Source organism: Xanthomonas fragariae, assembly GCF_017603965.1.
Lineage (GTDB): Bacteria > Pseudomonadota > Gammaproteobacteria > Xanthomonadales > Xanthomonadaceae > Xanthomonas > Xanthomonas fragariae_A.
This window is the reverse complement of the sequence record NZ_CP071955.1, coordinates 804,444-827,516: the sequence shown is the minus strand read 5'-3', so window position 1 is coordinate 827,516 and position 23,073 is coordinate 804,444. Positions and strand designations below refer to the sequence as shown.

Genomic DNA, 23,073 nt, shown 5'->3' with positions numbered 1-23,073 from the left:
AACACATCACGCAGAAACCATTTCCACCGGAGCTGCCTGCGGCCGAAATTCCTGGACAACGCGACCTTGCTCAAGCACGACCACGCGGTCGGCACTGGCGATGGTCTCCGGGCGGTGCGCCACGATCACCTTGGTCAACGTCAGTTGCTTCACCGCGTGGTTGGCCAGCCGCTCGCGCATGACGTCGAGGTGACTGGTCGCTTCATCCAGCACCAACAACGTTGGCTGACGGTACAGCGCACGCGCCAGCATGATCCGCTGCTTCTGGCCGCCAGACAGCGAACTGCCCATGTCGCCGATCAATCCGTGATAACCCATCGGCATCGCGACGATCTCCTCGTGCACTGCGGCCAGCCGCGCGGCCGCCGCGATGCGTTCAAGATCAAAGTCCTGATCGAAGAAGCTGATGTTGTCGGCGATGCTGCCGGCAAATAACTGGTCGTCCTGCATTACCGCACCCACCACGGCACGCATGTTGCGCACGCCAAGTTTATTCAGGTCATGACCACCGATGCGAATGACGCCTTCTGTCGGCTGGAGCAGGCCAAGCAACAGCTTCAACAAGTTGGTCTTGCCACAGCCAGACGGGCCGATGATCGCCACCTATTCGCCGACTTCGATACCAAAACTGCACTTCCTGAGCACCCATGGCTCACCCTCTGCGTAACGAAACGATAGCCCTTCCAATTCGATACGCGGTTCGGTCGGTGGCAGTGCCTCCGACAGCGCGTGATCGTCTTCCGGCGGCGTCAACACGATGTCGGCCAACCGTTCACCATGCAGGCGTAGCATGCGGAACTCGATCCACTTGTCGATCAGCCCGCTCACCCGCGCGGCAAACTGCTCCTTGTAAGCCAGATAAGCGACAAGCATGCCGACTGAAAACACGTTGTCCAAAGCCAATCTGGCTCCAATCCAGATCACCGCAATACGTTCAAGGCCAAAGACCAGTTGGCTGGCTGTGCTGAATCCAAGGCCCATCCGCGCCAACCTTACATCCTGATTGACTGTGTCGTTAAGCAGATTGCCGTAAGTGGCGCGACGCTGCGATTCTTCACCGGCCACTTTCAAGCTCTGCATACCGCGCAGAGATTCCAATAGATGCGTCTGCTGCTTGGCAAAGGCGACGAGTTGCTGCTCAGTGCGGTCGCGTACCGGACGATACGCGACCGCACGAATCATCAGATACAGCGTTACCGCCAGCAGCGTCATCAATGCCAGCTTCCAGCTGTAGATCAGCATCAGCCCCAATGTCACCACGGCCATCAGTCCATCAATGATCGACTCCACGAAACTGATGGTCAGCGTGCGCTGGATCGTTTGCACCGACGGCATTCGTGACGTGACATCGCCCAAATGACGTTTTTCAAAAAAATCCAGCGGCAACTTCATCAGGTGGGCAAACACGTTACCCATCCATTGCAGGCCCAGCCTGGAGGACAGATACACCACGCGATTGCACTGTTTGCGCCCTTGCCGTGTCTTGGCGTAAACCACTAACCGGCAATCGAGTGGATCGCTGCGATTGGCCTGCATCGGCGGTAACTCGCAGGCACGATTGGACGCCAAAACGTGCAGTTTCCGGCTGTCGCTCCATTCGCTCTGCCTCATCCGGCACGTTCTGCGGCTTGACTTGCGGGCGCCCGCGCAGTCGCCCAACCCAACACCAGCCCATGGCCGATACGGCGCGGAACCACGGTGTCCGGAAGCCGGCGTCAGTGACCAGGATCGGGCGAACATCGTCCGGAACCAGTGCCCTCAGTTATTGCAAGAAGCGTTTTTCTGCACCAGGCGATCCCTGCTGCTTTCCTGGCACCAGCATGTCCAGCAAGGTGAGTGTGCGGCCGCCCACCGGCACCACTGCGCGCAGCAGACACCACGATTTGTCTGGCTTCAAATCGCTCCAGTCGATGACGATTACCGGCTGCGCGCCGCGCACGTCCGTGCAACAACGCCTCAACCGCATGCAGCAACGCGCGTTCGCGCAACGCATGCATCCCGGACAGTGAGTTGGGCAGGCACTTCTGCAATACTTCGCTGGCGCGCATGGTCGTCAACCTTCTCTGGCTTAGTCACCTTGAAGAGTGCCCCATGCGCGCACTTTACTTCCAGACGATCATGTCGCAAGTGATTGATCTGCCCGGAGGAAATGTGGGGAAACCTCAGCGGCAAGATGCATGACCCAGCGGTTGTCCCAGAACACCATGTCATGCGGCTGCCAACGATGCCGATACACCAGCGCCTCGCACTTGCTGTGCTGTGCTGTGCTCGAACATGGTCTGTAGCAATGCCCGGCCTTGGTCATCGGGCAAGCCGACTATGCGGGTGGTGAAATGCTCGCTGACGAACAGCGCCTTCTGGCAGGTTTTCGGGCGCGTGCGCACGATCGAGTGCTGCACCGGCTTCACTTCGGCGATCTGTTCCGGCTTCAATGCAGGGCGCCACGGATTGCGCGCACGCAGCTGCTCGAACTTGGCCAGATAGCTGTGTTCGGCACGCATGTTCTGCACAGTGCGCTTGAGCGCGTCGGGCGGGGTCTGCCAGCCAGATGCTGATCGGCGAACAAGGTGTCGCCGCCTTCACCGGGGAGCTCCTGGGCATGCAGCAGCGAGCCCAGACTGGGCGTTGCCTTGTCCGAAAGGTCTGAGCCAGTAGTGGCCGGCATCGCCCAGGCCGATCGGTTCACCGTTCCCCTTGATGTCGGATACCACCAGCGCTTTGAGATACCCGCGCAGCTGGAAATTACGCAGCACGTGGATCTGCAGCGGGGCAGCGAATGGCACAATCTGAACGCCCTGAAAGCCGGAAGTTTTCAGGGCGGAAGTCGCGTCGCGCGGCGCGGCGGAAGTGACGCGGGCCATAACGATGGCACCTCGACGGCAAAGAAGGGCCGCCTGGGTCCGCGCTTACTCCGTACGCAACGCCAACGCCGGCGGCGTGGAAAGAATGCGCCGCGTCCCCGACCAGCCGGCAAGCAGACTCAACGCCACTCCGAATGCACCGCCGATCAGCAAGCGCGGCCAATCGGGCGTCAATACCATTTCGAAGGCTTGCCGCCCGACCACCGCGCCGATCACGGCCGCGGCGCTCACCGCCAGCATCGCTGCGAGCAAGCCGAGCGCACCGAATTCCACCAACATCGCGCCACGCAATTGGCCGCGCCGCGCACCCAGCGTGCGCAACACCGCGCTGTCGTAGCGCCGCTCACCCGCAGTTGCCTGCAAGGCCGCCAGCAACACCAGCACACCGGCCAGCAGACTGAAGCCCATCACCAACTGCACTGCCTGCGCCACCTGGTCGATCACCTCGCGCACGCGGTCGAGGATGGCGTCGATATCCAGCACCGAAATGTTGGGGTAGTCGCGGCTCAACGACGCCAGCTTGGGCGCATTGCCGGGCGGCAGGTAGAAGCTGGAAATCAGGTTGTACGGCGCATCGCCGACTGATCCCTGGTTGAGCAGCAGGAAGAAGTTGACCCGGAACGAATCCCAGTCGGCCTTGCGGATGCTGGTGACGGTGAAGCTGCGCTGTTGGTCGCCCAGCAGCAAGGTGATGCGATCGCCGAGTTTGAGCTGATAGCGCTGCGCCCAGCCTTCTTCCACCGAGGCCTCCGGTGCAATGCTGTCGGCTGCCCAGAATTTGCCCTGCAGCAAGGTATTTGCCGGGGGGAATGCATGCCTCCAGGAGAAATTGACCGGGCGGTTGCTGCCGTCGCCGTCGTCAGCCGGATCACGGTCACCGCGCACCGGCGGCTTGTCGTTAATGGCGACAAGTCGCCCGGTCGAAAACGGCTCCATCGCCGCACCTTGCACGCCCCATCCCCGCAGTGTCTGCAGCACCGGTTCGGTTTGTTCGGGCTGGATGTTAATCAGGAAGTAGTTGGGCGTATCCACCGGCAGGCGCTCGCGCCACTGGCCAAGCAGGCCAGGGCCGACCACGGCCAGCAGCAACAGCGCGCATAACGACAACGACAGGCCGACCAACTGCACCACGCTCAGCGCGCGCCGCCGCGTCAGCGAGGCCAGACCCAACTTCCATGAGCCGCGCAGACGATGTTGGATCGGCCGCAGCAAGGCCAGCAGGCTCAGTCCCAAGGCCATCGCGACCAGTGCCAACGCGGCCAGGCCGCCCAGTACCCAGCCGGCGAGCACAAGGTTGCCGGTGGCGTACACGGTCAGTGCCAGTGTGGCGACCAACGCCGCGGCGTAGACCACCAAGGAACTCGGCGGCACCGTGGCAAAACTGCGGTTGAGCACGCGCATTGGCGGCACGTTGCGCAGCCGCAGCAGCGGCGGCAGGCCGAAGCCCAGCAACAGCACCAGCCCGATACCCGCGCCCGCCATGGCCGGGACGGCTTGCGGCAACGGCAGCCGTTTCGGGATCAAGCTGCCTAGCGCCTGTACCAAACCTTCCTGCGCGAGCATGCCCAGCCCAACTCCGACAAGGCAAGCCGGGATGGCGGTCAGCAGCAGTTGCAGCGACAACATCGCCAGGATGTCGCGCTGGCGTGCCCCCAAACAGCGCAACACCGCCACAGTGTCGATGCGGCGCATCGCAAACCGGTTCGCCGCCAATGCGGTCGCCACGCCGGACAGCAGCACCGCCAACAATCCCGACAGGGCCAGAAAGCGTGCCGCGCGATCAAACGCCGAACGCATGCCGCGTTGGGTATCTTCGATGCCAACCAGGCGGTATTCGCTGGCGCGCGGTTTCAGCCAGGCGCGCAGATCTGCGATGGCGTCCGACGCACCGGCGAACATCAGCCGGTATGAGGCACGACTGCCGGGACCGAGCAGGCCGGCGCCATCGATATCGGCGCGGTTGACCAGCAATGGCGGCGACAGTTGCATTAGCTCACCGGCGGCATCCGGCTCGGCGCGCAGCACGCCGGTGATGGTGAGATGGCTGACACCCAATTCCAGTTGCTCGCCCACCCGAAGGCCCAGGGTTTCGAGCAGGCGCGGGTCGGCATAGGCCTGACCTGGTGGCGGTGCGCTGGCAGGCTTGCCGTCCGCGCCCGCGCTGTCTTTGGACACCAGCAATTGACCACGTAGCGGATAGCCGGGGCCGACGCCGCGGATATTGGCCATCTGGCTGGCGTGGCCATGGAACAGCACGCTGGGGAAGCTGACCATGCGCGTGCTCTGCAAGCCGCGTCGTTGCGCTTGCTCGGCGAAGTCGGCTGGAATTTCCTGCCGGCCGGTCACGCCCAGGTCGCCGCCGAGCACATCGGCCGCGCTGGTGGTCAGTGCCAGCGTCACCCGATCGACCAGCGTGCCTACTGCCGTCATCACCGCAACGCCCAACACCAGCGCGGCGAACACGGTCAGCAGATCGCCGGCCAGGCACTCGCGGCGCACCGCACGCGCGGCTTGTCGCAGCACGTTCATGCCGTCGGACCGGTCTGTGCGTGCAGGCGGCCGCTGTCGATGCGGTAGATGCGGTGGCAGCGCTGCGCCAGCGTCATGTCGTGCGTGACCAGCACCAGCGTGGTGTCGCTGGTGGCATTGAGCGCGAACAGCAGGTCGCTGATCTGCCCGCCGGTGGTCTGGTCGAGGCTACCGGTGGGTTCATCGGCAAACAGGATGCGCGGCTTGGCCACGAATGCGCGCGCCAGCGCCACACGTTGCTGCTCGCCACCGGACAGCTGCCGCGGGTAGTGGCGCGCACGTACGCTTAGCCCCACCGCTTCCAGCACCTCGCGTACCCGCGCCGGATCTTCGCGCCCGGCCAGCTCCAGCGGCAGCGCGATGTTTTCTTGGGCGGTCAGCGCCGGCAGCAAATGGAAGCTTTGGAACACGAAACCGACTTCGCGTGCGCGCAAGGCGGCGCGGGCTTCTTCGTCCAACTGGCCCAGATCCTGGCCGGACAGCGCAATGCTGCCGCGGCTGGGTAGATCCAGCCCGGCAAGCAGACCGAGCAAGGTGGTCTTGCCCGAACCGGACGCGCCGACAATGGCGATGCTCTCGCCTTCACTGACCGTCAAGCTCACGTTGTCGAGGATGTGGAGCGTGCCATCCGGTCCACTGACGGACTTGCCGACCTCGCGGACGTCGATGGCGGTGCGGGTGCTGGAGCGAGGGGCCGGACTGTCGATGAGGAATCTCCGAATGCGTGAAAGAACACTGCGATATGCCGCGTTGTGGCTGCTGGCGCTGCCCCTGCTTGCGACGGGCATTGCCTCTGCCAAAGGCCCGGTGTCGACTGCACCGATTCTGGTCGTCGGCGACAGCTTGAGCGCTGCGCACAACATCCCGGTGGAGTCCGGCTGGGTGACTCTGCTGGACCAACGTCTCAAGCGTGACATGGCGACGCCACCGGCGATCGTCAATGCCAGCATCAGCGGCGAAACCAGTTCCGGCGCGTTGACCCGGCTGCCTGGCCTGCTGGAAAAGCACCGGCCTGGCGTGGTGGTGATCGAGCTCGGTGGCAACGATGCGCTGCGCGGCCTGACCCCGGCCCAGCTCAGGGGCAATCTGGAGAAGATGATCCAGCTCAGCCAGCAGGCCGGCGCCAAGATGCTGCTGCTCGGGATCGATGTGCCACCGAACTACGGCCCGGCCTACCGCCAGCGCCTCAGGGCGACCTATGCCGACCTGTCCAAACAGTACAAGACTGCTCTGGTGCCGTTTTTTCTGGAAAACGTCGCGCTGCAACCGGGCCTGATGCAGGCCGACGGTTTACACCCGACTGCCGCAGCGCAGCCCAAGGTGCTGGAAACGGTCTGGCCGGCGTTGCGTCCGCTGCTCGAGCGCTAGAGCGCAGTGGTCACACAACGTTAGATCGGTCTTCACACCCTTTCCACCATCGATCCGGCATGTTTCACAAAGCTGAAGACCGAGGAAAGTCCATGCGTCAGACCAAGGAAACGTCCGGCCTCGTGCTGGTCGTCGAAGACAATCGCAATATCTCCGAAATGATCGGCGAGTACTTGGAAGGCCGTGGCTTCGAGGTCGACTATGCGCAGGACGGGCTCGACGGTTACCGTCTGGCCGCCGAGAACAGCTACGACGTGGTCGTTCTGGACCTCATGCTGCCACGTCTGGACGGGATCGAAGTATGTCGTCGCCTGCGTAACGACGCACGCAAGTCCACCCCGGTGTTGATGCTGACCGCTCGCGACACGCTGGACGACAAGCTCACCGGCTTGGGCTTCGGCGCCGACGATTACCTGACCAAGCCGTTCGCCATTCAGGAACTGGAAGCGCGTCTGCGTGCTTTGATCCGCCGCGAGCGTCGCCAGGTGGGTTCGGAAGTGCTCAGGGTCGCCGACCTGGTGCTCGATCCGGTCAGCATGCGCGCCACCCGTGCCGGCACCGAGCTGCAGCTCTCGCCGATCGGCCTGCGTCTGCTCACCATCTTGATGCGTGAATCGCCGCGTGTGGTGACCCGCCAGGAAATCGAGCGCGAGATCTGGGGCAATGGGTTGCCGGATTCGGACACCCTGCGCAGCCATCTGTACAACCTGCGCAAGATCATCGACAAGCCATTCGACCGCCCGCTGCTGCATACCGTGCAGAGCGCCGGCTATCGCATCGCCGACATCGCCCAACCGATGGCCTGACGTTATGGGCTAGCTGCTTTCTGGCGACCGGCCAGTTCCGTAGGCGCCCACGCGCCGCTCGTTATCGCGTGCTGCCGGCTGGTTACACAATCGACTCACGGAAGCGTTGCTTATAATCCGGCGCTCTCCCCTGGATGCAGCAATGCCACACGGGCTCCCGCGAAAAATACGTCTTGCCTTCCTACTGCAGGTCGCGCTGGCGAGTCTGACCATCGTGCTTGCCGGCTATCTGGTCTCCTTCGTCATCAGGTACAGCTTGGTGCGCACCGTACTCGCCGACGAGGCTGTGCATTTCTGGCGCCTGCAAGCGAGCGTGCCGGACAATCGGCCGCCGAACACACGCAATATCCAGGGCTATTTCTCGCCTGCCGGCAAAGTCAACGACAACGTCCCGGACAACGTCCCGGTCGCGCTGCGGCGGTTGCCGCTGGGTTTCAGCGAAGTGGCTGCCGCCGACGCGCTGGTCTATGTCGATCAACGTCCGGAAGGGCGGTTGTATCTGGTGTTTCCACGCTCGCGGGCCGCGCATCTGACGCTGTGGTTCGGGGTGGTGCCGGCGATCATCGTGTTACTGGCAATCTACGGTGTGTCCTGGTTCACCTATCGTGTCTCCAAACGTCTGGTATCGCCGATCAGCTGGCTTGCACGGCGCGTGTCGCAATGGGATCCGCGCAACCCGGATGTGGACGAACTGGCACCGGAGCGATTGCCGGCAGAGTTGCAGGGCGATACGCGTCAGCTGGCCGCTGCCTTGCACGCATTGGCGCAACGGGTCAGCGACCACGTTGCACGCGAACGCAACTTCACCCGAGATGCCAGCCATGAATTACGCACGCCGCTGACGGTGATCCGTGTCGCCAGCGACATGGCCCTGGCTGACGACGAATTGTCGCCACGCACGCAACGCAGCCTGCGCCGCATCCAGCGTGCCGGCCATGACATGGAAGCGGTGATCGACGCGTTTTTGATCCTGGCGCGCGAAGCCGAAATCGACCCGCAAAGCGAAACCTTCGATGCCGCCGAACTGGTCAGCGAAGAAGTCGAAAGCGCTCGCGAATTGCTCGGCGACAAGCCGGTGTCATTGCATATATTGGGCGAACCCAGCCTGCAGATGTTCGCGCCGCCACGGGTGATGCGGGTGGTACTGAGCAATCTGTTACGCAACGCCTGCGCTTACACCGATACCGGAAGTATTGAGGTCGAAGTCACCCAGGACCGCATTGTGGTGCGTGACACCGGTATCGGCATGAGCGAAGAGGCACGTGCGCGCGCCTTCGAACCATTCTTCCGTGCCGATCCGACCCGCCCGCAAGGCACTGGCCTGGGCTTGTCGATCGTGCGCCGGCTATGCGACCGCTTCGGTTGGCGGATCGAATTGCATAGCCAAACCGATGTCGGTACTTCCGTTGCGGTGGTGGTGGCCTGAGGCCTGGCACGCGCTGAAGCGCGCTTCGCCGCTGGCTGCGCTGCCATGACGGCAGGTGGTGTATGGAATTACTCGCGAACACCGCTGCTGCGCGCCGCTGGCACCTGACTGATCACTCCGCATTGATAACTCTGCGCAGCGTTCTGTAAGCCGCTCTTGATGATGCGACCGAGCGTTACCGCTGGCGCCGCCGTATCTCGCGTACCGCAGCAGTAGATAGACGACCACTTCATTCACGCGCGATAGCCACGCCAGCGTATTTCCCTCGCGCATGAATGCGCGTGTGCCGATGCAGCGACTGCACACGCATCACTTGCAAGTTGATCGATCCGGCAATAGAGATCAACGGATCGGTTCGGTAACGTCCTGGTCCTGCTCCAACACCGGTGCCACGACCTTGCGCCAAATGGCGTAACCATCGGCGGTCGTGTGCAGCCTGTCTTTGCGAAACAGTTCCAAGCGCGGCTTACCGGTGACATCGAGCATCGGCGTGTAGACGTCCACGTTAGTCCACCTTCGCAAGTGGTGCGAGTGCGTCCTCGATTAAGAGCGGCTAACAAAACGACTGCGCTCACCGTCAGGCGGGCGCGGCCGGTGCTCGGAATCGGCATGTACCACGCCTACACTCCGGTTCCTCCGCGCCGTGAGCACCCACCCGACGACTGCTCGCTACGTTTTGTTAGCCGCTCTAAACGATTGGCGCTGACGGCAGCCGGCAGCAACTGCGCGCGCGACGGGCTCGGTTTGATCGACCGCGACGGGCTCGGTTTGATCGACAGATAACCGATGCGTGCATTGACAGATCGCGACGGATGCGCGTCACGAACGTCAGCACATCGTCGCGTACCTGGGTTGATCACGGGTTTGCCTGGGAAATCCTGCACCAGCACGACAGGCGCAGTGCGCGGAGTGGCTGCAAGCTAAGCGCAAATCGCCTGGCAACTGGCGGCGCACTCCGTCACGGTGCAAGATTCGCACTTTCCCAAGCAGCGACCATGCCATGCGTTCGATGTGTCCCCGCACACGCCCATGCGAACGGAAGCACTGACGCATGGCCGATCAACTGGGACACGTGCCGCGCGGTCCGCGCCGCATGCTCAAGGCGACGATCTGGTCGTGGCAGGGGTTACGTGCGGCATGGCTGCATGAATCGTCGTTTCGCCTTGAAGTCTGCCTGGCCGTAATGCTGGCGCCGCTCGGGCTATGGCTCGGCCGGTCCGGCCTGGAGCGTATCGCGCTGATTGCGCCGCTGCTGATCGTGCTGGCCGCCGAGCTGTTGAATTCGGCGATCGAAGCAGTGATCGAACGCTATGGTCCGGAGCACCACGTGCTGGCCGGGCGTGCCAAGGACATGGGCTCGGCAGCTGTATTCTTGCTGTTGCTCAATGTGCTGCTGTGCTGGGGACTGATTCTGCTGCCGCGTTTGTTTTGAAAGCAGCCGGTGATGCAAGCCTTGTTGCCGCCGGGTGGGTTTGTAGGCCGCTTTGCACACCACTAGTGAGTGCGGTTTGGTAGGCGTGCGGCAATGCAGCTAATGCAGCTGCACGGGGTGATCATGGTGTGCGCGTGTCGGGCACGACATGCCAGGCGGACGCATGTGCATGCGCGCTTGACCTGGCGCATGGCATGCTGTGGGTCTCTATTCAACGGAATCGCCTGCATGCCTGTCCTGATTCGCGCCGTGGTGTTGCTGATTCTGACCGCCTCGCTGTCCGGTTGCGGCTACAACGCGATTCAGCAGAAGGAGGAGCGAGTGAAGGCCGGCTGGTCTGAAGTGCTGAACCAATATCAGCGCCGCGCCGATCTAATTCCCAATCTTGTTCGCACCGTACAGGGCTACGCCCAGCAGGAGCGCCAGGTGCTGACCGAAGTGACCAATGCGCGCTCGCGCGTCGGCCAGATTCAGGTCAATGCCGACGACGAAGCATCGCTAAAGCAATTCCAGCAAGCGCAGGGCGAACTGGGTAGCGCACTGTCGCGCTTGTTGGTGGTCAGCGAGAACTACCCGCAGCTGAAATCCGACCAGTCGTTCCGCGATCTGCAAGTGCAGCTGGAAGGCACCGAGAACCGCATTACGGTGGCGCGTGGTCGTTATATCCAGACCGTGCAGGACTACAACACCTACCTGCGTTCGTTCCCGCAGGTGATCACCGCCAAGATCTTTGGCTATCGGCCCAAGCCCAATTTCAGCGTCGAAAACGAAGCCCAGATCTCGCGCGCACCGCAGGTGGATTTTGGCACTCAGCAGGCGCAGCAGCAGCAGTCACAGCCTGCGCAGTAATCAGGTACTGTCTGGCGCGCTGTAAGGTCATGTTGAGACAAGTGAATTGGTGGGCCAATTCAAACACCTTCATCGCGTACGGATTAAGTACAACGCTGTTGGCGCTCGCGCAGCTGACGGCGCCAGCCTTCCAGCGGCTAGTCGAGCGTCATTGGCAATAGCGCATCAAGAGTATTGGTCTTGGCCAGTTGACCGGCGGCTTTGGCCACCTCGCGCGCCTGCCGTGGGTTGACGCCCACAACAAGCAAGCCGGCCGCGTGCAGCGCATCCACGCGGCCAGAGTGTTCGGACGTTTACCAGGACAGTCCGGCGTAACGACCTCGCTCTCCCGCAAACGCTCTTACGCTTCCCAATTCCCGCTCCAGCTACAATGATCCCATGCGCATTGGTCCCTACTCCATCGCCCCAAGCGTGGTCCTCGCCCCGATGGCGGGCGTCACCGACAAGCCGTTCCGGCTGTTGTGCAAGCGGCTGGGCGCCGGGTTGGCGGTGTCGGAGATGACCATTTCCGATCCGCGCTTCTGGGGCACGCGCAAATCGCTGCACCGCATGGACCATGCCGGCGAGCCTGACCCGATCAGCGTGCAGATCGCCGGCACCGAGCCGCAGCAGTTGGCAGAGGCGGCGCGCTACAACGTCGACCATGGCGCGCAGCTGATCGACATCAATATGGGCTGCCCGGCCAAGAAGGTCTGCAACGCCTGGGCAGGTTCGGCGCTGATGCGCGACGAGGAGCTGGTGGCGCGCATCCTGCGTGCGGTGGTGCAGGCCGTCGATGTGCCGGTGACGTTGAAAATCCGCACAGGTTGGGATTGCGATCATCGCAACGGCCCAACCATCGCACGCATCGCGCAGGACTGCGGTATCGCCGCACTCGCCGTGCACGGCCGCACTCGCGATCAGCAATACACAGGCACCGCCGAGTACGCCACGATTGCCGGGATCAAGGCAGCGCTGCAGATTCCGGTGATCGCCAACGGCGACATCGATTCACCGCAGAAAGCCGCGCAGGTGCTGCACGACACCGGCGTGGATGCGGTGATGATCGGCCGCGCCGCGCAAGGGCGCCCCTGGATATTCGGCGAAGTGGCGCATTACCTGTCCACCGGCGAGCTGTTGCCGCCACCGTCGCTGGCCTTCGTGCGCGACACCTTGCTGGGTCATCTGGAAGCACTGCATGGGTTCTACGGGCAGCCGCAGGGCGTGCGCATCGCGCGCAAACATCTGGGCTGGTACGCCAAGGATCATCCGCAAAGCGCCGACTTTCGCGTGGTGGTCAATCGCGCCGACACACCGGAGACGCAGCTGGCGTTGACCCGCGATTATTTCGACGCCTTGATTGCAGGCATGCCGCCGCCGCTGTCGAGGGCCGCCTGAGTTTTCTTGAAGTGTCGGAGCTGCACCCATGCGCACACCCAGCGATACCCCTACCTACCTGCACGGATTCTCGCCCACTGAACAAGCGCGCTTGCTAAGACAGGCAAGACTGCTCGAAGCCACGTTGTTCAATCAGATCGACTACAGCGGCGCGCGGCGGTTGCTGGAAGTCGGCAGCGGCGTCGGCGCGCAGACCGAGATCCTGCTGCGTCGTTTCCCCGACTTGCATGTCACCGGCGTGGATCTGAGCGAAGCGCAGTTGGGCGCAGCGCGGGAAAATCTCGAACGCCTGGCATGGTGCCGCGAGCGTTACACGCTGCAGCAGGCCGATGCGACCGATCTGCCGTTCGAAGCTCCTCAGTTCGATGCAGCGTTTCTGTGCTGGGTGCTCGAACACGTACCCTCGCCCGCACGCGTGCTCAACGAAGTGCGGCGCGTGCTACTGCCCGGTTCGCCGGTGTACGTGACCGAAGTGATGAATGCTTCGTTCCTGCTGCACCCGTACTCGCCGAATCTGTGGCGCTACTGGATGGCGTTCAACGACTTCCAGCATGACCAGGGCGGCGACCCGTTCGTCGGTGCCAAGCTGGGCAATCTGCTGCTGGCCGGCGGTTTCCACGATGTGCACACCAAGATCAAGACCCTGCATCTGGACAACCGCGAGCCGGGCCGGCGCAAGACCATGATCGGATTCTGGGAAGAAGTGCTGCTCTCGGCGGCAGACCAATTGCTGCAGGCCGGGGCAGTCAACGCGGAAACCGTGGACGGCATGCGTCGCGAACTGGCGCAGGTGCACAGCGACCCGAACGCGGTGTTCTTCTATTCGTTCGTGCAGGCGCGTGCAACGGTCTATTGAGTTACGGGTGAGTTACGGGGGCAGGCGCAGGTGCGGATGTGCCGGCATGTTCCAGATCGCCGGTCAGCACGGTACCGCTCGGCTCGTGCCAGATGCGCTGCCACATCTGCGCCAGCACTGCACCGATCTGATCGCGTGCCACCGGCGCGCGGTAGGCGGCCTGGATCTGCCGCGGCGCGATCGGCTGCCACTGCCCGTCTTCGCGGCGGGCAACGACGAAGTTGAAGTTGTAATCCGGCTCCAGACCCATGCGCAGGTCGCTGAGCATCAATTCGTCATCGACCAGACGCGCGCGCATGAAACCGCGATTGAACCAGGTCAGCCGGCGTACCGCGTCGAAGGTCGCCACTTCGCCCAAGGCCTGGGTGTTGCTGGAATAACCACGGAAATGCATCGGGCCTTTGTCGGCCACCAGCGAGCGCTCGCCGATCACATAGCCGTTGGGTGTCATCGCCACCACCCGCCACAGCAAGGTGTTGAGCGGCATCGGGACCGAGAAGCGCGGCGCATCGCCCAGGCCAAGTGCGGCCAATGCGCGATCGGCCTGGCGATCGACCAGATGCTTGGCCAGCAGCGACCAGCCCAGGTAGGCAGAACTGACGACCAGTCCAATCACCAGCACGTGTTGCGCGATTGGGCGGGCGCGCGCAAACCACGCCACTGCACAGGCCAACAACAGCCACAGCGTGTAGGCCGGGTCGATGATGAAAACGCTCGACCACATCGCCGGATGCGGCTGCAGCGGCCACCATAGCTGGGTGCCGTACACAGTGAACGCATCCAGCAACGGGTGAGTGATCAGAGCCAGCTGGATCGCCCAGAACCAGCGTTTGGGCGCACTGGCCACACGCCCATTGCCGTAGCGACGGAACAGCCACCAGATCAGCCAACCAAGCAACGGCAGCACAAACAACGAATGGCTGACGCTGCGATGCACCGTCATCAGCGTGACCGGATCGTCGGTCAACGGCAGTAATATTACTGCATCGAGATCGGGCAAGGTGCCCAATACCGCGCCGGCCAACAAGGCGCCGCGCCGCTGTCCAGGCGGCGCGATGGCGGCAGCAATAGCGCTGCCAAGAACGATCTGGGTCAATGAATCCATCGGCCGATGCTAGCAGGCCGGACATGCACGGGCGGGTATCTTTTCAGATGCGTTTAACGTGCTGCCGTCGGCGTGTCACCGGGCAGTTGATCGCCTGGCATCGCGCCCGACCGGCGTCCCCCGACATCGACTAACCCCAAAGCAGTCCGTTCAGGCGCGCGATACAATCGGCACCCGCGGCGTGTATTATCCGCAGCCATCTTTTCATCCGAATAAAGGGATATAAGCCTGATGTCCAGCTACCTGTTCACCTCAGAATCGGTCTCCGAAGGCCATCCGGACAAGATCGCCGACCAGATCTCCGACGCAGTGCTGGATGCCATCCTGGCCCAGGACAAGCGCGCCCGCGTGGCATGCGAGACGATGGTCAAGACGGGCGTCGCGATCGTGGCCGGCGAAGTGACCACCAGTGCCTGGATCGACCTGGAAGCGCTGACCCGCAAGGTCATCCTGGACATCGGCTACAACAGCTCCGACGTCGGCTTCGACGGCGAGACCTGTGGGGTGCTCAACCTGATCGGCAAGCAGTCGCCGGACATCAACCAGGGCGTTGATCGCAAGAATCCCGAACAGCAGGGGGCTGGCGACCAGGGCCTGATGTTCGGTTATGCCACCAACGAGACCGACAGCCACATGCCGGCTGCGATCCACCTGGCGCACCGTCTGGTCGAGCAGCAGGCCAAGATCCGCAAGAAGAAGAACTCGGCGCTGTCCTGGCTGCGTCCGGATGCCAAGTCGCAGGTCACCCTGCGTTACGAAGACGGCGTTGCGACCGCGATCGACGCGGTGGTGCTGTCGACCCAGCACGATCCGGGCATCAAGCAGAAAGATCTCGTCGAAGCCGTGCGCGAGGAAATTCTCAAACCAGTGCTTCCGGCCAAGTGGCTGCACAAGGGCACCAAGTTTCACATCAACCCGACCGGCAAGTTCGTCATCGGCGGCCCGGTGGGCGATTGCGGCCTGACCGGTCGCAAGATCATCGTCGATACCTACGGCGGCTGGGCGCGTCACGGTGGCGGCGCGTTCTCGGGCAAGGATCCGTCCAAGGTCGATCGTTCGGCAGCATATGCCGCGCGCTATGTGGCCAAGAATGTCGTGGCTGCGGGTCTGGCCGACCGTTGCGAAGTGCAGGTTTCCTACGCCATCGGCGTGGCCGAGCCGACCTCGATTTCGGTCACCACCTTCGGCACCGGCAAGATCGCCGACGAGCAGATCGAAAAGCTGATCCGCAAACATTTCGACCTGCGCCCGTTCGGCATCATCCAGATGCTCGACCTGATCCACCCGATGTACCAGCAGACCGCGTCCTACGGTCACTTCGGCCGCAAGCCGAAGGACTTCACCTACACCGACGCGACCGGCGCGCAGCACAACGCCACAGCGTTCTCGTGGGAAAAGACCGACCGCGCCGACGCACTGCGCGCCGATGCAAAGCTGAAGTAAGCCAGCCCCGCTGCCACGAGCGTGCATGGTTGAGTTGGAACTGGGCCGCTGACGCGGCCCAGTTGCGTTTTGGCAGAATGGATGCCGCCGGCGAAACTCCATGGATGGATTCACGAAGTGTCCCGAGACCGGATGCAGCGCCGCGCAAACATCAACCCCGCGCACCACGACGTCTGCCGGTTTTGTGCGGATACTTCCGCGTGCACCCGTGCCGGCGCGGGACACGCCGTTTGCAGTCACCAGGCTGGTCATGCCGGAATCGACGATATCGGAGATCGCATCGGTGTCGTGACCCACATGCGCCCGGTCACTGTGCTGCTCGGTCGGATTGGCAACCGACAGATCCAGCAACAGGTGATCGGTCGGCGCATCGCCCAGATGCAGGTCGACGCGGTTACCGGGGTACGTTCGTCGTCGCCGCAGGCGCCGGAGCCTGCGGCATGCCGGCACGGATACGCTTGGAGAAATCCGCTGCTTTATCGGCTGCAATCGCGCGTGCAGTGAAGTGCCCGCGCTGCTTCAAGGTGGCGAAATCGTAGCCGGGCATCAGGCCTTGATGATCGTAGGCATATTCGTCTGCGTAGCCGGATAGCAGCAGGCGGTGATCCAGCGGCAGCGTCGGCTGCAATTGCCGCACCAGCGCAAACACAATCATGGTGAAGTTGCTGGCGAGCGTGTTGTAGAAGGCCGGCGCGCGATTGAGATCGTTGGCCAGCCCCACGTACCCCATGAACATGCGGCGCAGACCGGCTTTGGGAATTGCCAAGCGATACAGATACATGTCTTCGCCGCGCACGTTATTGCGCACACGTAGGATGTCGCGCTCGTCGGCAGCCACCAGGGTTTCTTCGAAGCTGCGGAAGAAACCGCCCAATGCGGAAAACGACTCGCCGCGCTCTTTGCGAATTTCCAGCGAGAACACCACGTGGGAGCCGTCTTCAAAACCGAATGACACCAACGTGTGCGCGATCGCCGGACCCATCCAGTACGACAGTGCCAGATCCGCGCTGACCAGCCGGTCCAGATCGTAGCGACGGGTTTCCCAATGCGGGACGTAATCGGTTTCGCTATGCCAGTCGAAATTGCGCACGTTGTGCAGGGTGACGATATTGCCTTGCACCTCCGGCTGCAGGCGCTGGGCGACATCGTCGGCCCAATCGCGGTCCTGGCTGGGCGGCATCATCCACCAGGCCACCGCCAGCACCGCAAACGCGGCACTGAAGATCCCCACCAACGCCCAATTCTCGCGTCCACGACGCAAACCCCACAACGCCGCGAGGGCCATCGCGCACCACGAACCCACCCATGCCGCACGCACGAATGCATTGCCGGTGAGCGCGAAGTAGATCGCCAGCCCCCCCCACAGCGCGGCTAGCACCAGAGCAGCGCGCAAAGCCCAACGACCGATGCAGGCGCGCGTGGCCGGTTTCATCGCGTGCCGCCTTCCGGCACCGGCATGCCCAATGCGTGCATCAACAGATCGGCCGAGCGATGCGCCAAGCGTTTGCGTTCGGACTCATCACTGCCACGCAGGCAACTGCCCAGCATGTCGATCACCAGTACCAATTGCTCGTCGTCCAGATCGGCTCGGCACAGACCGGCTGCCTTGGCGCGCTGCACGAATGGCAAAAAAATTCGCGCCACGCGATGATCGGCTGCCTGCACAGACGGGTGCGCGCGCTCGATCGAGCGCCAGAAATCCACCATAGGTGCAGACTGGGCGATATGTTCGGCCAAATCGTGCAGTAGCACGGCAAGGCCATCTGGCCGCGCGTCCAGATCGGCCGCCAGCCGCTCCAAGCCATCCAGCCCGCGCTCGATCAGCGCGATCATCAACGCCACCCGATCCGGGAAATGACGGTACAGCGTGGCGCGCCCCAGGCCAGCGCGATCGACCACCAGTTCCAGCGGTGCATTGACGCCGTGTTCGCTGAACACTTCGTCGGCGGCATCGAGAATCTGCCGGCGGCGCAGCGCGGCATCGGGGCGGGAAGTCGTCATCGCGGCATTATTGGACAGATTTGTCCGGCAATACCAGAGTCCGCTTGACGATTCCACGCCCTCTCCGACAAACGGTCGGATCAGCCGGTGTTCTGCACGCCTTGCGAGACGCCGTTGACGCAGGCCACCAGCGCCCGTAGCAACTGCTCGTCTTCGCCATCGGTGGCACGCCAGCGTTGCAGCAGATCCACCTGCAGCACGCTGATCGGGTCGATGTACGGGTTACGCAAGCGGATCGACAACGCCAGCCGCCGGTCATGCTGCAACAGCGACTGCTGCCCGGTCAACGCCTTCACCCAGCCCTTGGTTAACGCCAGTTCGTCGCCAATACCCGGGAAAAACCGCGTGTGCAGGTCGCCCGACAGCCGCGAAAACAGCTCGGCGATCCTAAGGTCACCCTTGGACAACACCATCGCGACGTCGTCCAGGAAGGTGCGGAAGAATGGCCAGTCCCGCGCCATCTCGCGCAAGGTGTCTTCATGCCCGGCCTCCACCGCCGCCTGCAGACCGCTGCCCACGCCGTACCAGCCGGGGATCACCGCACGTGCCTGGCTCCATGCAAACACCCACGGAATCGCGCGCAAGTTGGACAACGCCGCGTCCTGGCCCAAGCGCCGCGACGGGCGCGAACCCAGCGTCATGCGTTCGATCACATCGATCGGCGTGGCCAGACGGAAGTACTGCATAAAATCCGGCGCATCCACTAACGCGCGATACGCGACCGTGCTTCGTTCGGCGACAAGATCCATCACCGGCCGCCAGCGATCCTCGCGCGGCTCAGGAGCACGCGGGCGCAGGCTGGACAACAGCACCGCACCAGTCATCTGTTCCAGCGAGCGCAGCGCCAAGGCACGGATGCCGTACTTGCGATGGATCACCTCGCCCTGCTCGGTGACGCGCAGTCGGCCATCGACGCTGCCGCGCGGGGCGGCATCCAGCGCGCGGCTGGTCTTGCCGCCGCCACGCGCGATCGAGCCACCGCGACCATGAAAGAAGGTCAGCCGCACGCCAAGCTCGGCGGCCGCTTCCAGCAGTTCGACTTGGGCGCGCTGCAGACCCCAACGCGATGCCGCGATGCCGCCGTCCTTGCCGCTGTCCGAATACCCCAGCATGACCATCTGGGTGTCGCCGCGTGCGGCCAGATGTTGGCGATAGACCGGGTCGGCGAGCAGGTCCTGCACGGTGCCAGTGCCGCCACGCAGATCGGCCACTGTTTCGAACAACGGCACGATATCCAGCGGTACTGCGCCGGCGTTATCGACCAGCCCCCCGCGCCGCGCCAGTGCGAGTACGGTGAGCACGTCGGCACGGTTGTGCGCCATCGAGATGATATAGCTGCCCAGCGCGTCGGCGCCGTGGCGGGTGCGCGCATCGGCGAGCGCGGCGAACACCGCATCCAGCCGCGCATTGCCTTCGTCCTGCACGCGCGGCAAGGCCTGCTCGCCGGATGCATAGGGGCCGAGCAATGCTGCGCGTTGTTTGGCGTCCTGCGCGTCCCAATCAGCTTGACCCAATGCATCAGCCACCGCGCGCGCATGCACGCTCGATTCCTGGCGCACATCCAACCGTGCCAGATGGAAACCGAAAGTCCGCACCCGCCACAACAGACGGCGCACCGCGAACCAACCGGCGTGCAATCCCTTGTTGGCCTGCAGGCTGTCCAGAATCAATTGCAGATCGTGTTCCAGCTCCGACGGAGCGCCGTAGGCACCCTCGGCATCGTCCAGCGTGGCCTGCAGGCGCGCGCGCATCAGGTCGTTGAGCAGGCGGTACGGCATGTCTCCATGGCGCGGACGCGAGCGGGCGGCGTCATCGGGCAGCAAGGCGCGATAGCGCTCCAGCTGCTCGCTCAATGCCGGGCTGACCGCGATCAGCGTGGTCGACTGACTGAGCAGGCTGGCCAGTTGCCAGAGTTCTTTTCGATACCGGTCCAGCACCGCGCGCCGTTGCGCATCCAGCGTGCCGGCGATGGTGGCAGCATCCACGTTGGGATTGCCGTCCATGTCGCCACCTACCCAGGTACCGAAGCGCAGCAGGCGCGGCAAGACCGGCACGCTGCCGTAGGTTTCTTCGATGGCGTGTTCGAGGGTCTCGTACACCACCGGAACCACGCGGTAGAGCACCTGGGTGAGATAGAAACCCACATGCTCGCGCTCGTCCTCCACGGTGGGGCGCACTGGCGAAGAATCGGCGGTCTGCCAGGACGCGGTCAAGGCCATGCGGAAGCGCGCCGCATCGGTGGCGCGCTCGTTGGGCGTGCGCATGCCGTCCAGGTTGGCGACCAGGCTAGCGACCATCAGCTGTTCTTTTTCCAGCAATGCGCGTCGCACCGCTTCGGTGGGATGCGCAGTGAACACCGGCTCCACGTCGATGCGCGGCAGCCAGTCGCTGAGTTCTTGCAGCGTCACACCCTGCGCCTTGAGCCGACGCAACGCATCGTGCAAGCCGTCCGGCTGCGGCGTGTCGGTGCTGCTGCGCTGGTATTGGCGGCGGCGGCGGATGCGATGCACGCGCTCGGCGATGTTGACCACCTGAAAATAAGTGCTGAAGGCCCGCACCAGCGCCTCGGCCTGCCGTGGCTGGCGCCCGCTCAGCTGCTCGCTCAGCGTGGACGGCGGCGCATCGCTCTCGCGCCGCGAGATCGCGGTGGTGCGGACGCGTTCGATCTCTTCGAGAAATTCCATAGAAACCTGCTCGGCGAGCAGATCACCAACCAGTGCACCGAGCCGACGCACATCGTCGCGCAGGGGAAGATCGGGGGTAGCGAACACAAGACTGCTGCGGTATTCGTTCATCGGAAACGCACCACCCTCTTCAAGCGCAAAGTCGTCGAAGACTAACCCAAAAGAATTAGATGATCGCGACATACGCCACTGTTTCATCACCAACCATCGCGCGTCGAAATAGTCCGCCGGCTCCTCGGACGATTCGCGACTGAGCGGCAATTGCATGCCATGCGCATCCAGCAACGCCAGCGGCGGGGAATACGTCGGCTCCTGCCAATGGAACAGGCACGTGGCGCGTTGTGCTCTGCAGATCTAAAGCGATCCACGAACGGGCTGGCGCCTTCCGGCGATGCACCCTCGCCGAGCAGGAACAGGCCGTTGCCGTTGCGAATGGTCTGCAGCAGCGGGCCGCTGCCATCGGGCAACCAGCGCAGATCATCGTTGACGCTGGTGTTCGAGCCAGCGACCTCGATCGACCCTGGACCATAACAGCCGCTCGTCGGCTGTTCCCCCGCAGTCGATTGGGGATGGGCACCAAATTCATGCCGGACGGGGGTGCTGCCGATATACTCGGCGCTCTCGTCGAGGGGCGCTGCGACCGGTATGGCGGACTGATCTGCCAACTGCACCGAATGTGCAGGCACTACGGCCAGGCTCGACCAGCATTGACCGTTCAACGGCGCCCGGAACTGCAGACATTTGTTTGCCTACCGGAGCAATTGCATGAACGCTGCCACGAAAATCGCCCCACATACCGATTACAAGATTGCCGACCTCTCGCTGGCCGATTGGGGCCGCAAGGAGCTGGACATCGCCGAGCACGAAATGCCAGGCCTGATGTCGATCCGCCGCAAGCACTTGCAGACCAAGCCGCTGAAAGATGTGCGCATCACCGGCTCGCTGCACATGACCATCCAGACCGCTGTGCTGATCGAAACGCTCAAGGATATCGGCGCCAACGTGCGCTGGGCCTCGTGCAACATCTTTTCGACCCAGGACCACGCCGCCGCCGCCATGGCTGCGGCCGGTACGCCCGTGTTCGCCTGGAAGGGCGAGACGTTGGAAGAGTATTGGGATTGCACTCTGGACGCACTGACCTTCACCCTGCCCGACGGTACCCAAACCGGCCCGGAGCTGGTGGTGGACGACGGCGGCGACGTCACCCTGCTGATCCACAAGGGCTATGAGCTCGAAAACGGCAGCACCTGGGTCGACGAACCGGCTTCTTCGCACGAAGAAGGCGTGATCAAGGCGTTGCTCAAGCGCGTGGCGGTCGAGCGCCCGGGTTACTGGACCCGCGTGGTCAAGGATTGGAAGGGCGTCTCCGAAGAGACCACCACCGGCGTGCACCGTCTATATCAGATCGCCGAGGCCGGAAAGCTGCTGATCCCGGCCATCAACGTCAACGACTCGGTCACCAAGAGCAAGTTCGACAACCTCTATGGCTGCCGCGAGTCGCTGGCCGATGGCCTCAAGCGCGCGATGGACGTGATGCTGGCCGGCAAGGTTGCGGTGGTATGCGGCTACGGCGACGTCGGCAAGGGCAGCGCGGCATCGCTGCGTGCCTACGGTGCCCGCGTCGTCGTCACCGAGATCGACCCGATCTGCGCACTGCAGGCGTCGATGGAAGGCTTCGAGGTCAATACCATCGAATCCACGCTGGGTCGCGGCGACATCTATGTGACCACCACCGGCAACAAGGACATCATTACCGTCGAGCACATGCAGGCGATGAAGGATCAGGCCATCGTCTGCAACATCGGCCACTTCGACAACGAGATCCAGGTCGATGCGCTGAATGCATTGAAGGACGTGCAGAAGATCAACATCAAGCCGCAGGTCGACAAATACGTGTTCGGCAACGGCAATGCGATCTTCCTGCTGGCCGACGGCCGCCTGGTCAACCTGGGCTGCGCCACCGGCCACCCAAGCTTTGTCATGTCCAACTCCTTCGCTAACCAGACTCTGGCGCAGATAGACCTATGGGAGAAGCGCGACAGCTACGAGAAGAAGGTCTACATCCTGCCCAAGCACCTGGACGAAGAAGTCGCGCGTTTGCACCTAGAAAAGATCGGCGTCAAGCTGACCACCCTCACCAAGGATCAAGCCGACTACCTCGGCGTGGACGTGGCCGGCCCGTACAAGCCGGATCATTACCGGTACTGAGTCTTTCTACAGAATCATCGCAACAAAGAATCACGACAACGGGTGCCGCAAGGTGCCCGTTGTCGTTTATGCCTTCAGCATCGCTGCGCCAGAATCACGTTGCCCTTTCGCCGACCAGCGCCCTGCTT

General features: G+C 63.2%; 16 protein-coding genes, 1 other RNA gene, 6 pseudogenes and 1 riboswitch. Of the genes and pseudogenes, 10 read left to right on the top strand and 13 right to left on the bottom strand.

Annotated features, from left to right (window positions below; all coding sequences use genetic code 11):
• Window positions 1–6: 6 nt before the first annotated feature.
• From J5I97_RS20490 to J5I97_RS03850, 5 genes and pseudogenes are all read right to left on the bottom strand, one after another.
• Window positions 7–1,452: pseudogene (locus J5I97_RS20490) on the bottom strand (peptidase domain-containing ABC transporter); the annotation flags it as partial.
• Window positions 1,453–2,048: pseudogene (locus J5I97_RS20485) on the bottom strand (IS4 family transposase); the annotation flags it as partial.
• A 68-nt stretch (window positions 2,049–2,116) separates the two neighbouring features.
• Window positions 2,117–2,768 (bottom strand): annotated as a pseudogene (locus J5I97_RS03860) (TauD/TfdA dioxygenase family protein); the annotation flags it as partial.
• 138 nt (window positions 2,769–2,906) lie between these two features.
• On the bottom strand, window positions 2,907–5,390 hold the full coding sequence (locus J5I97_RS03855) for an ABC transporter permease (RefSeq protein WP_208589195.1): 2,484 nt from the start codon (window positions 5,388–5,390) through the stop codon (window positions 2,907–2,909).
• Window positions 5,387–5,986, bottom strand: coding sequence for an ABC transporter ATP-binding protein (locus J5I97_RS03850; RefSeq protein WP_208591541.1), 600 nt, complete (start codon window positions 5,984–5,986; stop codon window positions 5,387–5,389). The genes J5I97_RS03855 and J5I97_RS03850 overlap by 4 nt, the downstream gene beginning before the upstream one ends.
• 109 nt (window positions 5,987–6,095) lie before the next feature.
• Here J5I97_RS03850 and J5I97_RS03845 point away from each other — a divergent pair, with 109 nt between their 5' ends.
• The 3 genes from J5I97_RS03845 to J5I97_RS03835 all read left to right on the top strand — a co-directional run bounded on the left by J5I97_RS03845 (window position 6,096) and on the right by J5I97_RS03835 (window position 8,990).
• A complete protein-coding gene (locus J5I97_RS03845) occupies window positions 6,096–6,758 on the top strand; it encodes an arylesterase (RefSeq protein ID WP_208589193.1) in 663 nt (220 codons plus the stop codon).
• Window positions 6,759–6,850: 92 nt separating this feature from the next.
• On the top strand, window positions 6,851–7,564 hold the full coding sequence (locus J5I97_RS03840) for a response regulator transcription factor (protein WP_208589191.1): 714 nt from the start codon (window positions 6,851–6,853) through the stop codon (window positions 7,562–7,564).
• Window positions 7,565–7,706: 142 nt separating this feature from the next.
• Window positions 7,707–8,990, top strand: a complete 1,284-nt coding sequence (locus J5I97_RS03835) for a sensor histidine kinase (RefSeq protein ID WP_208589190.1) — start codon at window positions 7,707–7,709, stop codon at window positions 8,988–8,990.
• 342 nt (window positions 8,991–9,332) lie between these two features.
• Here J5I97_RS03835 and J5I97_RS03830 read toward each other — a convergent pair.
• A pseudogene (locus J5I97_RS03830) lies at window positions 9,333–9,537 on the bottom strand (hypothetical protein); the annotation flags it as partial.
• 62 nt (window positions 9,538–9,599) lie between these two features.
• Here J5I97_RS03830 and J5I97_RS03825 point away from each other — a divergent pair.
• The 3 genes from J5I97_RS03825 (at window position 9,600) to J5I97_RS03815 (ending at window position 11,271) form a co-directional block, all read left to right on the top strand.
• A non-coding RNA gene (locus tag J5I97_RS03825) (sX9 sRNA) lies at window positions 9,600–9,675 on the top strand.
• Between the two features lie 366 nt (window positions 9,676–10,041).
• The gene (locus tag J5I97_RS03820) at window positions 10,042–10,422 is read left to right on the top strand and encodes a diacylglycerol kinase (protein WP_208589189.1); all 381 of its coding nucleotides are present in this window, start codon (window positions 10,042–10,044) and stop codon (window positions 10,420–10,422) included.
• Between the two features lie 228 nt (window positions 10,423–10,650).
• The gene (locus tag J5I97_RS03815) at window positions 10,651–11,271 is read left to right on the top strand and encodes a LemA family protein (protein ID WP_208589188.1); all 621 of its coding nucleotides are present in this window, start codon (window positions 10,651–10,653) and stop codon (window positions 11,269–11,271) included.
• Window positions 11,272–11,408: 137 nt separating this feature from the next.
• On the opposite strand, the gene J5I97_RS19730 is transcribed toward J5I97_RS03815, so the two are convergent.
• Window positions 11,409–11,543, bottom strand: a complete 135-nt coding sequence (locus J5I97_RS19730; protein WP_371885880.1) for a hypothetical protein — start codon at window positions 11,541–11,543, stop codon at window positions 11,409–11,411.
• A gap of 106 nt (window positions 11,544–11,649) precedes the next feature.
• Between J5I97_RS19730 and dusB the strand changes: the two genes are divergently transcribed.
• Both dusB and J5I97_RS03805 read left to right on the top strand, forming a co-directional pair.
• Window positions 11,650–12,648, top strand: coding sequence for a tRNA dihydrouridine synthase DusB (gene dusB / locus J5I97_RS03810; RefSeq protein WP_208589187.1), 999 nt, complete (start codon window positions 11,650–11,652; stop codon window positions 12,646–12,648).
• 28 nt (window positions 12,649–12,676) lie between these two features.
• On the top strand, window positions 12,677–13,504 hold the full coding sequence (locus J5I97_RS03805; protein WP_208589186.1) for a class I SAM-dependent methyltransferase: 828 nt from the start codon (window positions 12,677–12,679) through the stop codon (window positions 13,502–13,504).
• Window position 13,505: 1 nt separating this feature from the next.
• On the opposite strand, the gene J5I97_RS03800 is transcribed toward J5I97_RS03805, so the two are convergent.
• Window positions 13,506–14,609 (bottom strand): metal-dependent hydrolase, encoded by a 1,104-nt coding sequence (locus J5I97_RS03800; protein ID WP_208589185.1) that lies wholly within the window; start codon window positions 14,607–14,609, stop codon window positions 13,506–13,508.
• Between the two features lie 231 nt (window positions 14,610–14,840).
• Here J5I97_RS03800 and metK point away from each other — a divergent pair, with 231 nt between their 5' ends.
• Window positions 14,841–16,052 (top strand): methionine adenosyltransferase, encoded by a 1,212-nt coding sequence (gene metK / locus J5I97_RS03795; RefSeq protein ID WP_208589183.1) that lies wholly within the window; start codon window positions 14,841–14,843, stop codon window positions 16,050–16,052.
• Window positions 16,053–16,274: 222 nt separating this feature from the next.
• Here the strand turns inward: metK and J5I97_RS20480 are convergent.
• The 5 genes and pseudogenes from J5I97_RS20480 to J5I97_RS19725 form a co-directional block, all read right to left on the bottom strand.
• Window positions 16,275–16,454 (bottom strand): annotated as a pseudogene (locus J5I97_RS20480) (hypothetical protein); the annotation flags it as partial.
• Window positions 16,447–17,484: a DUF4105 domain-containing protein gene (locus J5I97_RS03790; RefSeq protein WP_208589175.1), complete on the bottom strand. Its 1,038-nt coding sequence runs from the start codon at window positions 17,482–17,484 to the stop codon at window positions 16,447–16,449. The gene J5I97_RS03790 and the pseudogene J5I97_RS20480, both read right to left, overlap by 8 nt.
• Window positions 17,481–18,053 carry a TetR/AcrR family transcriptional regulator gene (locus tag J5I97_RS03785; RefSeq protein ID WP_208589174.1) on the bottom strand — a complete coding sequence of 191 codons (573 nt, stop codon included), beginning with the start codon at window positions 18,051–18,053 and terminating at the stop codon, window positions 17,481–17,483. Before J5I97_RS03785 ends, J5I97_RS03790 begins: the two co-directional genes overlap by 4 nt.
• Before the next feature lie 80 nt (window positions 18,054–18,133).
• Entirely contained in the window at window positions 18,134–20,848 is a 2,715-nt protein-coding gene (gene ppc / locus J5I97_RS03780) for a phosphoenolpyruvate carboxylase (protein WP_208589173.1), read from the bottom strand.
• 108 nt (window positions 20,849–20,956) lie between these two features.
• Window positions 20,957–21,198, bottom strand: a pseudogene (locus J5I97_RS19725) (hypothetical protein); the annotation flags it as partial.
• 159 nt (window positions 21,199–21,357) lie between these two features.
• A riboswitch (S-adenosyl-L-homocysteine riboswitch) is annotated at window positions 21,358–21,471 on the top strand.
• A 31-nt stretch (window positions 21,472–21,502) separates the two neighbouring features.
• Between J5I97_RS19725 and ahcY the strand changes: the two are divergent.
• Window positions 21,503–22,945, top strand: coding sequence for an adenosylhomocysteinase (ahcY, locus tag J5I97_RS03775; protein ID WP_208589172.1), 1,443 nt, complete (start codon window positions 21,503–21,505; stop codon window positions 22,943–22,945).
• Window positions 22,946–23,073: the final 128 nt, after the last annotated feature.

What these genes read in the sequence shown, in the direction of transcription:
- J5I97_RS03855 (WP_208589195.1), bottom strand. Translation starts at nt 5,390, where the DNA reads ATGAACGTGCTGCGACAAGCCGCGCGTGCGGTGCGCCGCGAGTGCCTG.
- J5I97_RS03845 (WP_208589193.1), top strand. Translation starts at nt 6,096, where the DNA reads ATGAGGAATCTCCGAATGCGTGAAAGAACACTGCGATATGCCGCGTTG.
- J5I97_RS03840 (WP_208589191.1), top strand. Translation starts at nt 6,851, where the DNA reads ATGCGTCAGACCAAGGAAACGTCCGGCCTCGTGCTGGTCGTCGAAGAC.
- J5I97_RS03835 (WP_208589190.1), top strand. Translation starts at nt 7,707, where the DNA reads ATGCCACACGGGCTCCCGCGAAAAATACGTCTTGCCTTCCTACTGCAG.
- J5I97_RS03820 (WP_208589189.1), top strand. Translation starts at nt 10,042, where the DNA reads ATGGCCGATCAACTGGGACACGTGCCGCGCGGTCCGCGCCGCATGCTC.
- J5I97_RS03815 (WP_208589188.1), top strand. Translation starts at nt 10,651, where the DNA reads ATGCCTGTCCTGATTCGCGCCGTGGTGTTGCTGATTCTGACCGCCTCG.
- dusB (WP_208589187.1), top strand. Translation starts at nt 11,650, where the DNA reads ATGCGCATTGGTCCCTACTCCATCGCCCCAAGCGTGGTCCTCGCCCCG.
- J5I97_RS03805 (WP_208589186.1), top strand. Translation starts at nt 12,677, where the DNA reads ATGCGCACACCCAGCGATACCCCTACCTACCTGCACGGATTCTCGCCC.
- J5I97_RS03800 (WP_208589185.1), bottom strand. Translation starts at nt 14,609, where the DNA reads ATGGATTCATTGACCCAGATCGTTCTTGGCAGCGCTATTGCTGCCGCC.
- metK (WP_208589183.1), top strand. Translation starts at nt 14,841, where the DNA reads ATGTCCAGCTACCTGTTCACCTCAGAATCGGTCTCCGAAGGCCATCCG.
- J5I97_RS03790 (WP_208589175.1), bottom strand. Translation starts at nt 17,484, where the DNA reads ATGAAACCGGCCACGCGCGCCTGCATCGGTCGTTGGGCTTTGCGCGCT.
- J5I97_RS03785 (WP_208589174.1), bottom strand. Translation starts at nt 18,053, where the DNA reads ATGACGACTTCCCGCCCCGATGCCGCGCTGCGCCGCCGGCAGATTCTC.
- ppc (WP_208589173.1), bottom strand. Translation starts at nt 20,848, where the DNA reads ATGAACGAATACCGCAGCAGTCTTGTGTTCGCTACCCCCGATCTTCCC.
- ahcY (WP_208589172.1), top strand. Translation starts at nt 21,503, where the DNA reads ATGAACGCTGCCACGAAAATCGCCCCACATACCGATTACAAGATTGCC.